Raw genomic sequence first — 14,052 nt, 5'->3', positions numbered from 1 at the left:
ATCTTTTTTATTTCTAGTAAAACCGTATGCCCCCCTTTCCTTCTATTAAATAAGTAAATCAAACAAAACAGGGTTTTTATTAAGCTCCATAAATTGAATATTATTTTCTTTAAAACGAGTAATTAATTGCTCATAATCTTCTTTATGTTTCAACTCTACGCCGACTAACGCTGGACCATTTTCTTTATTATGTTTCTTAATGTATTCAAAGCGCGTAATATCATCTTCTGGTCCTAATCCTTTATCAAGAAATTCTCTTAGCGCACCTGAACGCTGCGGGAATTCAATGATGAAATAATGCTTTAATCCTTCGTAAATGAGAGAACGTTCTTTCATTTCTTGCATTCTATCAATATCGTTATTTCCACCACTTAGCGTACATACCACTGTTTTACCCTTTATTTCATCTCTATATAAATCAAGCGCTGCAATAGATAGTGCACCAGCCGGTTCAGCTACAATTGCATTTTTCTTATACAGTTCTAAAATCGTCGTACAAACCTTTCCCTCTGGTACTAAAACAATGTCATCAATTACATCTTTACACGTTTCAAATGTTAACTTTCCTACTTTTTTAACAGCTGCCCCATCAACAAAACTATCTATTTTCTCTAATGCGACATTATCATTTTGAAGAAAAGCCTCTTTCATAGATGCAGCTCCCATCGGCTCTACACCAATGACCTTTGTAGCAGGACTAACACCTTTTACATATGTACCAACACCTGATGCTAATCCACCACCGCCGATTGCTGTAAAGATATAATCAACTGTTTTCTCCATATCATGCATAATTTCAACTGCTACTGTTCCTTGACCAGCAACTACATACGGATCATCAAACGGATGAACGAAAGTCATTCTATTTTCTTCACAATAGCGCTGTGCTTCTTGGAAAGAGCTATCAAATGTATCACCAACTAATACAATTTCTGCAAAATCACCACCGAAAAATTGTACTTGTGATACTTTTTGTTTCGGTGTCGTTGTTGGCATGAAGATTTTTGACGGAATCTTCAACAAATTACACGTATAAGCAACTCCTTGCGCATGATTACCAGCACTTGCACAAACAACACCGTTTTGTAATTGTTCTTTCGATAAACTTTGAATTAAATTGTACGCACCACGAATTTTGAAAGAGCGAATCAATTGTAAGTCTTCTCGTTTTACATAAACGTCACAATCATATTTCTCAGATAAAACTGTATCACGTTGTAACGGTGTTTTAATAACGATATCTTTCATGCAATTATGAGCCATTAAGATATCTTCAATTTTCACTCTCTCCTCTACCTTCTGCACCATTATATATCATCCTTATCTCTTTTAAATTGGCTCAATCAAAATTCGGGATTTTTAGAACTGCACCTGTATTCGCCGATGTTACCATCTGTGCATAACGTCCAAGCCAGCCAGTTTTCACTTTCGCTTCTGGTCGTTTCCATTCTTTTTTACGCTTATCTAATTCTTCGTCACTAACCCTTACTTCTAACAACCTTTCCTCAACATCGATACAAACGATATCCCCTTGTTTAAGAAGTGCAATCGTCCCGCCCGCAGCTGCTTCTGGTGAAATATGTCCTACTGAAATACCACGTGAAGCTCCAGAGAAGCGTCCATCTGTTAATAGCGCAACATCTGCACCTAATCCCATACCGGCAATCGCTGACGTTGGTGCTAACATTTCCGGCATACCAGGGCCGCCTCTTGGTCCTTCATAACGAATAACAACTACATCGCCTTTCTTAACTTTCCCAAGCATAATGCCCGCAAGCGCCTCATCTTGTGAATTAAAAATAACGCAAGGTCCTTCAAATCGTTTTACTTCGGTCGCTCCGCTTTTGATCACTGCCCCATCTTTCGCAAGGTTTCCTTTTAATATACGTAATCCCCCTTCTTCACTATGAGGGTTTTCGAGAGAATGAATAACTTCCTTATCTTTAATCTCTGCATGAGCAATATTTTCTCTTAACGTCTGCCCAGTAGCCGTTATTCGGTCTAGATGAAGTACCCCTTCTTTTCGGCTCATCTCTTTCAAAATTGCACTAATCCCGCCTGCACGATCAATATCTTCCATATGCCAATTGGAAGCAGGGCTTACTTTACATAAATGTGGTACACGTCTTGAAACGGCATCAATACGGTTCATATCGTAATCTAATCCAGCCTCTTGCGCGAGCGCCAATGTGTGCAACACTGTATTTGTTGAACCGCCCATCGCCATATCAAGCGCGAACGCATCATCAATTGCTTCTTCCGTTACAATGTCTCTTGGCTTAATATCTTTTTCAATTAAAATCTTTAATTTCTCTGCTGCTTGTTTAATTAATTCTTCGCGTCTTGGATCGATGGCTAAAATACTCCCGTTACCCGGAAGAGCTAAACCTAACACTTCACATAAACAGTTCATAGAGTTCGCTGTAAACATACCGGAACAAGAACCACAAGATGGACAACCATGATCTTCAATATCCTTTAATTCTTCTTCTGAAATTTTACCAGATTGATAAGCTCCTACTCCTTCGAAAACAGAACTTAAATCGACAACCTCTCCTTTAGATGTTTTTCCAGCCGCCATCGGACCACCTGAAACAAATACAGTTGGAATGTTAATACGAAGTGCAGCCATCATCATACCGGGCGTTATTTTGTCACAGTTTGGAATACAAATCATGCCATCAAACCAATGTGCATTTACAACCGTTTCCACCGAATCTGCAATAATTTCACGACTCGGAAGCGAGTAACGCATACCGATATGCCCCATCGCAATACCGTCATCCACTCCAATTGTATTAAATTCAAATGGAACCATACCTGCTGCACGCACTGCTTCTTTAACAAGTTTCCCAAACTCATTTAAATGCTTATGACCTGGAATAATTTCAATAAAAGAATTACAGATAGCTATAAACGGTTTATCAAAATCTTCATCTTTCAAACCAGTTGCTTTTAATAAACTACGGTGCGGTGCTTTATCAAAACCTTTTTTAATCATGTCACTTCTCATCTTGTCAAATCCCCTCTTACATATTTTTCACTTACAAACTCTCACTCTATTTCTTTACTAATTCTTTCGGTGCATGAATCCAGCTCATCATTTCACGAAGCTCTGCTCCTACTTTTTCTAACTGATGATTTTGCTCTGCTTTTTTCATCGCATTATATGTTGGACGCCCAGCTTGGTTTTCTAAAATCCATTTCTTCGCGAATTCACCTTGTTGAATTTCTGTAAGCACTCGTTTCATCTCTTTTTTCGTTTCATCTGTAACAATTCTCGATCCTGTTACATAATCTCCGAACTCAGCCGTATCTGAAATAGAATGGCGCATGTTCGTTAAACCACCTTCGTACATTAAATTAACAATTAACTTTAATTCATGTAAACATTCAAAGTATGCAATTTCAGGTCGATATCCGCCTTCTGTTAATGTTTCAAAACCAGCTTTCACAAGTGCCGTTACACCGCCGCAAAGCACAGCTTGCTCACCGAATAAATCCGTCTCTGTTTCTTCTTGGAATGTCGTTTCAATTACACCTGCACGTGTACAACCTACTCCTTTTGCATACGCAAGTGCTACACTTAATGCTGTGCCTGTTGCATCTTGATGCACTGCGACTAATGCTGGAACACCATTTCCTTCTTGGAATACACGGCGAACGAGATGACCTGGACTTTTTGGTGCGACCATTGCTACATCTACGTAACTTGGCGGATTAATTTGTCCGAAGTGAATATTAAATCCATGTGAGAAAAGTAACATTTGCCCTTCACGGAGATTCTCTTCTACTTCTGCTTTATACACATGTGCCTGCTGTTCATCTGGCAATAACATTTGTACAACTTGCGCGGTTCGAACCGCTTCTGAAACAGACATTACTTCAAATCCATCTACTTTTGCTACTTCAAAAGACTTACCAGGTCGAACACCAACTACAACTTCTACACCAGAATCATGTAAATTTTGCGCCTGCGCATGACCTTGAGATCCATAACCAATTACCGCAATTGTTTTCCCTTGTAATAACTCTAAATTTGCATCTTTCTCATAATACGTTTTCATATTCCATACACTCCCTATAATTTATTTACTTGCAGTACATCAATTAATTTTTTCAACTGACCAACAAGTAATGTCGCTTCATTATCAGTACAAACTGCTGTTAGTTTCATTTCAGAAACACCACTAGTATCTCTCTCGTTTAAATGTAAAGAAGAAATATAATAACCACGCCGAGCAAAAATTCCACTTATACGTAATAAGACGCTTGGCTCGTTATGAATAACTAGTGAAAAAGTATGACTCATTCTTCCCACCTCTTCATAATCATTTCGTTATTCCCTTTGTTTGGCGGAACCATCGGAAATACGTTTTCACCTTCTTCTACACAAAAATCAACTACGACAGGACCTTCATGAGCAAATGCTTCTAATATCACTTGTTTCGCCTCTATTGAATTTGTCGCCCTTAACCCCTTCACTCCGTATGCTTCTGCCACTTTCACAAAATCTGGTGATCCAATTTTCGATTCTGACAAACGATTTTCATAAAACATTTCTTGCCATTGCCTTACCATCCCTAAAAATTTGTTATTTATAATAAACACTTTGACAGGGATGGTATTTTCAGCAATTGTTTGTAGTTCTTGAATGTTCATTTGAAAAGAAGCATCACCTGCAATACAAATGACAAGCTCTTCTTCTTTCGCAAGCTGAGCACCAATTGCCGCCGGGAAACCAAATCCCATCGTTCCAAGTCCACCAGATGTTAGAAAAGTCCTTGGGTTTTTCGCTTTATAAAAATGCGCAGCCCACATTTGATGCTGCCCTACTTCTGTCGTAACAATCGCTTCACCACTCGTTAATTCACTTACTAGGCTAATCACATGCTGTGGTTTTAACTCCCTTTCTTTTTGGTTGTAGGAAAGAGGGTATTCATCTTTCCACTTCTCAATTTTCGTAAGCCATTCTTTTGTTTGTGTATCAATTGGCATATGTAACAGCTTATGTAACGCTTTTTTCACATCACCAACAACTGGATATTCCACAGTTACATTTTTATGAAACTCTGAAGAATCTATATCAATATGTACCTTTTTCGAATGCGGAGAAAAGAGTTCTAATTTTCCTGTTACACGATCATCGAAGCGAACACCTAAAGCAAGTAGTAGATCACATTCTGTTACAGCCATATTTGCAGCATACGTTCCATGCATACCAAGCATTCCTAAAAACAACGAATCTCCCGGCGGATATGCACCCAGTCCCATTAAAGTGGAAACGACAGGAATACGATGCTCCCTCGCAAATTTGATGAGTTCATCAGATCCACCCGAATGAATGACACCTCCTCCAATATAAAGAAGTGGGCGTTTAGCTTTTGAAATTTCTTTAGCTACTTCTCTAAGCTTTATACTGTCTGGCATAGGCTCTATTTTGTATCCTGGAATCTCAATTACTTCATTATAAAAACTTGTTACATTTTCATTTTGAACATCTTTTGGAATATCAATTAATACTGGTCCTGGCCGCCCGCTTTCGGCGATGTAAAAAGCTTCTTGTACAATGCGTGACAAATGATTCACATCACGAACTTGATAATTATGCTTCGTAACAGGTACTGTAATCCCGACAACATCTGCTTCTTGAAATCCGTCTTTTCCGATGAGAGGTTTTGCAACTTGCCCTGTAATGACAACTAAAGGAATCGAATCCATATAAGCATCTGCTAAACCCGTAACTAAATTTGTCGCCCCTGGGCCAGAGGTAGCAAAGACTACCCCGACCTTTCCAGAAGCTCTCGCATATCCTTCTGCCGCATGAATGGCAGCTTGTTCATGACGAGTTAAAACGTGCTTCAATCCGCTTCCGTATAACGCATCGTATACTGGCAAAATCGCTCCGCCTGGATAACCGAAAACAGTCGTTACGCCTAATTTTTTCAAACATTGAATAACGTGTCCGGCACCTGTCACTTCTTCACACTGTAATTTCTCACGTGTTGTATACTGCTCCATTTCAATTAACTCCTCTCCCTACCTACATTAAGCTTTCCGCCAGTCCTGGAACACGTACTCCTCTTTCTCTCGTTAACTTTTTAAATTCCTCTGTTAATTGTTTCGTTACACTTCCTGGTTTCCCATCTCCAATTTCTCTTGAATCAACTTTTACAACTGGAATTAATTCTGCTGCCGTTCCTGTTAAAAACACTTCATCTGCTACATATACGTCATGGCGAGTAAAGGGTCTTTCCTCACACGGAATATGAAGTCGCTCACATAGCTCAATAACACTATTTCTCGTAATACCTTCTAACGCTCCTAAATACGAAGGAGGTGTTAACACCTTTCCATCTTTCACAACGAAAACATTATCTCCAGATCCTTCACAAACATATCCTTGTTGATTTAACATAAGGGCCTCTAGCACTCCAGCTTGTGCCGCTTCAATTTTTACAAGTACGTTATTTAAGTAATTCATTGACTTAATACGTGGGTCTAATGCATCTGGCGTGTTACGTCTTGATGCAACAGATACAACACTTAATCCATTATCGTAAAATTCCTGTGGGAATAACTTTAATTGTTCTGCAATGATAATAACGCTCGGTTTTACACAACTTCTCGGATCGAGGCCTAAGTCACCTTTTCCTCTTGAAACAATTAACCGAATGTAAGCATCTGCATACTCATTTTTTTGCAATGTTTGTAAAACTGCTTCTTCCATTTCTTCAACCGTCAGCGGGATTGTAAGTAAAATAGATTTTGCCGATTCATATAATCGTTTTACATGTTCTTTTAAACAAAATACATTTCCACCGTAACTACGAATCCCTTCAAATACACCATCTCCGTATAAAAAACCGTGATCATATACTGAAACAACTGCCTTTTCCTTTTCTACAAATTCCCCATTCATATAAATGTACTGGTTTCCCATCTCACATCGCTCCTCTTTTTTTCTCTCTATTTTTTGCAATCTATTTCTATATCGATTGCTGAGATGAGCATTTTTAACAGAATATTCAGTATATAATACTTAAAAATATACTCGTCTCAACAATCGATTACTTACATACTTGTAGCAATCCATTGCTGAGACGAGGGAATCGCGGTACCACTCAGCTTCCTTACACTTCTCACGAGATATAAGCTCTGCAAGTCCAATTAGACTTTTGTTTTTCTATCGGAAACAACTCCGCTACTTTTTACTAGTTTCAAAAGTAGTGCTCCGAGGTGATCTTCAATGATGAAATTGTTACCACCCTCACAGCTTCTAGGCGGCTCTCTGAAACAATTTTTATCACTTACTCTCCTCTTCTACGCATTCTCTTATTCGATTTTTTAAAATAAAAACTCTCGCCTCAGCAATCAACTACTACAATTTAGTAGCTTTGATTGCTGAGGCGAGAGTTTCGCGGTACCACTCAGCTTCCTTATACTTCTCGCGAAATATAAGCTTTGCAGGTCCAATTAGACCCCCGTCCTTTTACCGGAGACGATGCCGTCGCCCTCTACTCAGTTTCCCTTTCGCAAGCGATGCTCCGAGGTGATCTTCAATGATTCGATTGTTACTACTCTCACAGCCTAGGAGCAGCTCTCTGAAACGATCATAACCATCTACTTTCCTCTTCTTTGCATATGCAACATATAAAGTTAGAAAATTCTTAATTCGCTTTTATTTGTTAAACGTATTATAGGACGTTGTTCTTTTCATTGTCAACATGTTTTTTCAAAAAAAAATAAAATTCAATCAATTTAAGAGAAGTCTATTTATTTTTTCTCAAAACAAAATCGGAATGAATTTCTTACACATACTCATATATTACTTAAGTATGTTCGCATTACTACATAAAGAAAAATAACTTAATAACATATAAAATTTTATGGGGAGATGAAAAAACTATGTTAAAAGGAAAAGTGGCATTAGTTACAGGAGCGAGCCGAGGAATTGGACGTGCTATTGCAAAACGTTTAGCAAACGACGGTGCATTAGTTGCTATCCATTACGGAAATCGAAAAGAAGATGCTGAAGAAACTGTTTATGAAATTCAATCAAATGGCGGATCTGCTTTTTCTATCTGTGCAAATCTTGAATCTTTACATGGTGTAGAAACCCTTTATAGTTCTTTAGATAGCGAATTACAAAAAAGAACTGGTAGTACTAAATTTGATATTTTAATAAACAACGCTGGAATTGGTCCTGGTGCTTTTATTGAAGAAACGACTGAACAATTTTTTGATAGAATGGTTTCAGTTAATGCAAAAGCACCATTCTTTATCATCCAACAAGCTCTATCTCGTTTACGTGACAATAGCCGAATTATTAATATTTCATCCGCTGCCACTCGCATTTCCTTACCTGATTTCGTTGCCTATAGTATGACGAAAGGTGCTATTAATACAATGACTTTCACGCTAGCAAAACAGCTCGGAGCACGAGGAATAACAGTGAATGCAATACTTCCTGGATTTATTAAAACAGATATGAATGCGGAACTCTTGAGCGATCCAATGATGAAACAGTACGCTACTACCATCTCCGCTTTTAATCGCTTAGGTGAAGTAGAAGATATTGCCGATACCGCGGCATTTCTCGCTTCTCCAGACAGCCGTTGGGTTACTGGACAATTAATTGATGTTAGCGGAGGATCTTGTTTGTAATTTCTTAATCTACTTACGCAAAAAAAGCCAGCGTTTTTGCTGGCCTTTTTTACTGTGTAAAACGATATCCTACTCCCCAAATTGTTTCGATGTATGATTTATCGAATGGATCGAGTTCAATTTTTTGACGAATATTTTTCACATGTACAGCAACCGTTGCTGCATCACCAATTACATCCATGCCCCATACAGTTTCAAAGAGACGATCTTTACTAAATACTTGATTTGGATGTTCTGCCATACAAGTTAATAAATCAAATTCTTTTCCTGTTAACATGACCTCATTTCCATTTACAAATACACGTCGGGCCGATTTATCAATAAGCAATCCTCGAATACGAATTTCATCTTTTATTTGTTCTCGTTTTCCTGTTAAACGATCATAACGAGCTAGATGAGCATTTACACGTGCCACCATTTCACTCGGGCTAAACGGTTTTATAATATAATCATCTGCTCCAAAACCTAACCCTTTGATTTTATCGATTTCCTCTTGTTTTGCGGATACCATAAGTATTGGTATGTCCTTTTTCAATCGAACTTGTTTACAAATTTCATATCCATCTATTCCCGGTAACATTATGTCTAAAATTAATAAGTCATAATCCTCCAGAAGAACTCTTCGTAAACCTGTTTCGCCAGAGTAATCAATATCTACTGTATACCCGGCGACCTCTAAGTAATCCTTTTCTAACTCTGCTATAATTGCTTCATCTTCAATAATTAAAATTCTTTTCAAGATGCTCTCCTTTTTCTAATTGATTTTTTGTAATGTAAATGCCAGCGTCGTTCCTTTATCTTTTTTGCTTTCTACCCAAATATCACCACCATGTTGTGTGATAATCTGATGTGCAATTGACAAACCAAGTCCGCTTCCACCCGTTTTAGAATTTCTAGAATGATCTGTACGATAAAACCTTTCAAATATATGAGGCAACGCCTTCTCTTCTATTCCTATCCCATTATCTTTTATGTAAATCGTTACATAATCAATAGATTCAGTCATGCGAATTCCTATATAGCCCTCTTCTTTATCCATATACTTCACACTATTCCAAATGATATTTGTAATAACACGACGTAATTTTTCACGATCACCTTTTACCAAAATAGAAGCATCTTTTTGAGCATCCCATCTCACTGCAATTCCCTTATCTTGTAATTCAAGCTGTAGTTCTTCTATACAATCAGATAAGTATTGATTAATTTCAACCTCTTCAAATTGAAACGGTTCCTCTTTTAAATCAAGTTTTGAAAAGAGAAAAAGCTCGTCAATTAATTGATCCATATCAAACACTTTATGATAAATAATCGTTAAATATTTATCTAATTGTTCTGGAGTTCGAGCGATACCTTCTTTAATTCCTTGTACATAACCTTTAATAGCCGTAATTGGCGTCCGTAAATCATGAGAAATATTTGAAAGCAACTCTTTACGATTTTTTTCATATTGCATTTGCAACTCGACCGATTCCTTCAACCTGCCACGCATCTCTTCAAACGATAAACTTAATTCACCTATTTCATCTTTCGCAAGTGGCTTTACTTGAAATTCTAAATCACCCTTTTGAATTCTTTCCGTTGCCTGCTTTAATGAATGCAATGGTTTAATAATACTCCGTGATATAAAATATGTTAATATTCCATTCGTAATAATTAACCCCAGTATTAAAGAGCATACGAAATACGGGAAAAATTCTCTAATCATTTCTTCTAAAGGGTTTACATACTCAAATACAAAAATACTAACCTTATCCTTCTCTGCATCGTAGTAATCAAATTGCTTATAGTAAAAAGAATTACCCTCTATTTTCACATCCATTCCTTTTCTTTGTCCTTCCGTTTCAAATGCGGGTAGGTATTTATCAAACGAAGAGATTTTAAAATATGGGGATGAATATGTAAGCTCATCATTTTTTCGAATTAGTAATCCTGCTTGATTATCGTTTAATTCTTCATCAGTTTCCTTTAAAAAATTTATATCCTCCAATTTATCTGGAGCATACGATGAAAGAATTTTCAACCTACTAAAAATATCATCTTCATCTTCTTTTGTACGAATATCACCCTCCTGCTCTTTATCAATGAGAGAATGACTATTTTGATTAAGACCAATGATTGCTTTTGCAATACGAATATCACCAAATAAAGTAACACTAATTAACATAACTGCTATACCGCAAAAAACGATTGGAATAATTACCATCGCAACATACGACAACAGCAATCTAATACGGATTGACATTACAGAACTCCTATGAATATTATAATTTTAGCTTGTTACAGAATTCACCGGAAACGAAACTTGACTCATCCAAATACCAGCTAATAATACGAGTATAGCTAGAACAATTTCTAAGAGCAATAAACGGCGATTAACTGTTCCAATATCGTTACCCCATGTTTTCGTTTGTCTCCATGCTACAATTGTAATTATACATACAGTAAGAATCTTTATATTTAAAAGGTTCGCCCATATTGAATTAAAATTAAAAAGCACCCAATTCCTTGTCTGTAAAAACACAATTAATTCCCCAGAAAGAAATGCTAGAATAAATGAAATACCAGCAATAATACTAAAATGTTTACGGAAACGCTTTTGATCAAATGTAATTTTGTATAATGTTGTCCACGCTATAACAAGAACTAAATAAATAAGTGCTCCTAGCCACACTGCAATACTCATAACGTGGACCATTCTAATTATAACTGCTGCCCAATTTGGATTAGTAATCCATACATGACCTGTGAAAGAAAAACTCGCAACAAGAAATCCCCAAACTAGCGCATACCATTCGTTCCCCATATGTTGCAAAGACATAAGAACTAATAATAGCAGTTGAATCATAATAATAACTGAAAATGGCGAATGAATAAGTAAACTTCCTTTCGGAATAATTGACTTATATACTATTAATTCGGCTATTAATCCTACTACAAGTATAGAGAAGAAAATCTTTTTCATATTCTTCATTCTTTGCAATATGGAAGGTAATCTATAACATTTTACAAACATATCGAGCCATTTTACCCCAGCTCCAATTAAAATCAATCCTTCTACAATATAGCGGAGGGTTACCATCATAACTTCTGAAAGTACTGAGCTTCTCACACTCGCATTCCCCTTTACCACAGTATTTGTTTGTACTTCTTCTCCAATTGAAAAGGTATAGCCTCCTTCACTCGGATGTCCGTCTGCAGATACCATAGACCACCTTACTGTGTATGTACCATTGTTTAATTTTGGTATTTCCACTTTTATTTTTGTTGGTTCATCTAATATGCCAACCTTTGATACTTGCACTCTCTTTGCACTTTGATCTAGCAGTTCAATATTGACTACATTTCCTTTAACTGGTTCACTAAATTCAAGAATAATCTGTTCCGGTTGTACTGTAAGAACCTCCCCCTCTTTAGGGGTGGTTCCTACAACACTTGTATGAGCAAATACACTACTATAAGAAAATAAAAATATACTTACACTTGTTAAAATAAATACTATCATTCTATAAAGCATGAAAACCTCCGTATTATTATTCTGGATGATTACCTGAGTGATCTCCGGTAGAAAATGGAGTAGTTACCCCCTCATAATTCATCATCGTATGCATCCCTTTTTCCGCATGAACGAGATGATGACAATGAACCATCCATAGTCCACTATTATTTGCCTCTAAAGCAATTTCATATTCTTCTCCTGGAAAAACATTAACTGTATCTAAATAAATCGGACTTCCCTCCATTGGTTTACCATTTTTAGAAATAACCTGGAATGTATGTCCATGCAAATGCATTGGATGAATTTCTTCCCCTTTATTTTTAAAGCGAATCTTAACTTTATCTCCTTTCTCTACTTTAATGGGTGGAATATCAGGTGATGTCTTTCCATTAATCGTATACACCCATTTTTCTTGTCCATTTACATCTTTCACGCCTTCTGCCAAATCCATATCATAGACCTTTGTAAACTTTGAATCTATCGTAAACTTTCCAACTTCTTTTTCTCCATATTTCGTAAAGTCAAACCATGGATAACTCTTTATATCAATAGGTTTTTCCGGCAAAAAACCGTTCCCAATAGTCGTCGTTAACATTCGATTCATTTTCTTAGATGGATCCACATTAATAAGTTTTACACTCGTTGTTTCTGGCATTTTAAAAACAAGGTCATAACGTTGTGCAGCTCCCATCGGAAGAATTGCTTTATCTAGCTCGTCCCCACCTTTTATATCACGACCATCTAATGCAATAATTTGAAATGGCGCCCCAACTAATGTCATTAAATGCGTATTATTCCCAGCATTAATTAAGCGAAGGCGTACTGTTTCACCTGGTTTTGCATCCAATCGTAGTCCCTCACTTGTATCGTTTAATGTAAATACATCGTAATCATCTCCATCAGATAAATCTTTGAGTTGATCATTACTTGGCATCATTAACGGTCCTTCTAAAGTTTGCGCCTTTTCATTTCGAATATGATTGCTAGGATAGCTATCCCAATCTTTATCTTGTTCGCCATTATGCTTACCGGTTTTTATGGCTCCTGTTTTCCATTCATGGATTGCCACTGTATAATCCTTTTCATATTTTACAACTGCTTTATTCGGTTCAATAACAATGGTTCCAAATAGTCCCCGCTCCGTTTGTTTCGCACTCTTTTGATGTGAATGATACCAATATGTCCCCACCTGATCAGCATTAAATGCGTATGTATATGTTTCACCTGGTTTTATAGCATTTTGCGTAACACCTGGAACACCGTCTACCGCCGCTGGAACATCTAATCCATGCCAATGGATTGTAACCGGTTCTGGCAATTCATTTTTCAAATTTACAACAATACGTTCACCTTGTTTAACTCGAATTTGAGTACCCGGTGATGTTCCATCAAAGGTCCATGCATCTACCTTTTTCCCATTTCCTAAATCTACACTTGCTACTTTCGCCGTAATATTAAAAGTTTTTGTAACCCTTTTTTTGGCATCTGAATTAGCAATAGATGTAATTGATTCTGAAGTAGATGTTGCATCTGTTAACTTCTTTTTTTCATTTGTACCTGGGTAATTATTTATTAAAAAATATCCAAAAATAACTAACCCTAATAGTAAACATGCCGCAATCAATATATTTCTTAAATCGCTTTGTATAAATTCTTTTTTCATATTAGTCTCTCTTTCATTTTTTGTTGTAATCTATTAATTTTCATACGTGGATTCATTGCCTATCACCTCACATATTCACTTCGATTTACATCATAACACTCAGAAAAAAAGAAACTTTGAAGGAATTTTAAAGACTTTATAAAGAAATATATTTAAATTTTTTTTACTTCTAAATCTTTTTTATTGCGCAACAAAACAATTTGTATAATACTATATAAAACAT

11 protein-coding genes and 2 other annotated features are annotated in these 14,052 nt (G+C 36.7%); of the genes, 1 reads left to right on the top strand and 10 read right to left on the bottom strand.

The annotated features are described in order from the left end of the window. Positions 1 to 45 precede the first annotated feature (45 nt). The 6 genes from ilvA to ilvE are packed head-to-tail and all read right to left on the bottom strand — an operon-like array spanning position 46 to position 6,943. Positions 46 to 1,308: a threonine ammonia-lyase IlvA gene (gene ilvA, locus FS742_RS01745; protein ID WP_144610948.1), complete on the bottom strand. Its 1,263-nt coding sequence runs from the start codon at positions 1,306 to 1,308 to the stop codon at positions 46 to 48. A 31-nt stretch (positions 1,309 to 1,339) separates the two neighbouring features. Continuing rightward, positions 1,340 to 3,013: a dihydroxy-acid dehydratase gene (gene ilvD / locus FS742_RS01740; protein WP_144610947.1), complete on the bottom strand. Its 1,674-nt coding sequence runs from the start codon at positions 3,011 to 3,013 to the stop codon at positions 1,340 to 1,342. A 46-nt stretch (positions 3,014 to 3,059) separates the two neighbouring features. Continuing rightward, the gene (gene ilvC / locus FS742_RS01735) at positions 3,060 to 4,067 is read right to left on the bottom strand and encodes a ketol-acid reductoisomerase (protein WP_144610946.1); all 1,008 of its coding nucleotides are present in this window, start codon (positions 4,065 to 4,067) and stop codon (positions 3,060 to 3,062) included. 14 nt (positions 4,068 to 4,081) lie between these two features. Then, positions 4,082 to 4,312 (bottom strand): ACT domain-containing protein, encoded by a 231-nt coding sequence (locus tag FS742_RS01730; RefSeq protein ID WP_144610945.1) that lies wholly within the window; start codon positions 4,310 to 4,312, stop codon positions 4,082 to 4,084. Further along, positions 4,309 to 6,021, bottom strand: a complete 1,713-nt coding sequence (gene ilvB / locus FS742_RS01725; RefSeq protein WP_144610944.1) for an acetolactate synthase large subunit — start codon at positions 6,019 to 6,021, stop codon at positions 4,309 to 4,311. Before ilvB ends, FS742_RS01730 begins: the two co-directional genes overlap by 4 nt. A 22-nt stretch (positions 6,022 to 6,043) precedes the next feature. Next, positions 6,044 to 6,943 (bottom strand): branched-chain-amino-acid transaminase, encoded by a 900-nt coding sequence (gene ilvE, locus FS742_RS01720; RefSeq protein WP_000528138.1) that lies wholly within the window; start codon positions 6,941 to 6,943, stop codon positions 6,044 to 6,046. A 153-nt stretch (positions 6,944 to 7,096) separates the two neighbouring features. Then, positions 7,097 to 7,335: a binding site (T-box leader), on the bottom strand. A 67-nt stretch (positions 7,336 to 7,402) separates the two neighbouring features. Then, positions 7,403 to 7,648: a binding site (T-box leader), on the bottom strand. A gap of 260 nt (positions 7,649 to 7,908) precedes the next feature. Between ilvE and FS742_RS01715 the strand changes: the two genes are divergently transcribed. After that, positions 7,909 to 8,667 carry an SDR family oxidoreductase gene (locus tag FS742_RS01715; RefSeq protein ID WP_144610943.1) on the top strand — a complete coding sequence of 253 codons (759 nt, stop codon included), beginning with the start codon at positions 7,909 to 7,911 and terminating at the stop codon, positions 8,665 to 8,667. Positions 8,668 to 8,716: 49 nt separating this feature from the next. On the opposite strand, the gene FS742_RS01710 is transcribed toward FS742_RS01715, so the two are convergent. From FS742_RS01710 to FS742_RS01695, 4 genes are read right to left on the bottom strand one after another with little or no spacing between them, the layout of a single operon-like run. Continuing rightward, a complete protein-coding gene (locus tag FS742_RS01710) occupies positions 8,717 to 9,406 on the bottom strand; it encodes a response regulator transcription factor (protein WP_144610942.1) in 690 nt (229 codons plus the stop codon). 15 nt (positions 9,407 to 9,421) lie between these two features. Continuing rightward, complete coding sequence (locus FS742_RS01705; protein ID WP_144610941.1) at positions 9,422 to 10,912, bottom strand: sensor histidine kinase; 1,491 nt, start codon at positions 10,910 to 10,912, stop codon at positions 9,422 to 9,424. Positions 10,913 to 10,939: 27 nt separating this feature from the next. After that, a complete protein-coding gene (locus tag FS742_RS01700; RefSeq protein WP_144610940.1) occupies positions 10,940 to 12,184 on the bottom strand; it encodes a copper resistance CopC/CopD family protein in 1,245 nt (414 codons plus the stop codon). A gap of 16 nt (positions 12,185 to 12,200) precedes the next feature. After that, a complete protein-coding gene (locus tag FS742_RS01695) occupies positions 12,201 to 13,829 on the bottom strand; it encodes a multicopper oxidase family protein (protein WP_144610939.1) in 1,629 nt (542 codons plus the stop codon). Between the last annotated feature and the right edge of the window lie 223 nt (positions 13,830 to 14,052).

The sequence above is a fragment of the Bacillus cereus genome, assembly GCF_007678085.1.
GTDB classification, from domain to species: domain Bacteria; phylum Bacillota; class Bacilli; order Bacillales; family Bacillaceae_G; genus Bacillus_A; species Bacillus_A cereus_BE.
Note: the sequence above shows the minus strand (reverse complement) of the source record. Positions and strands in the feature narration are given on the sequence as shown.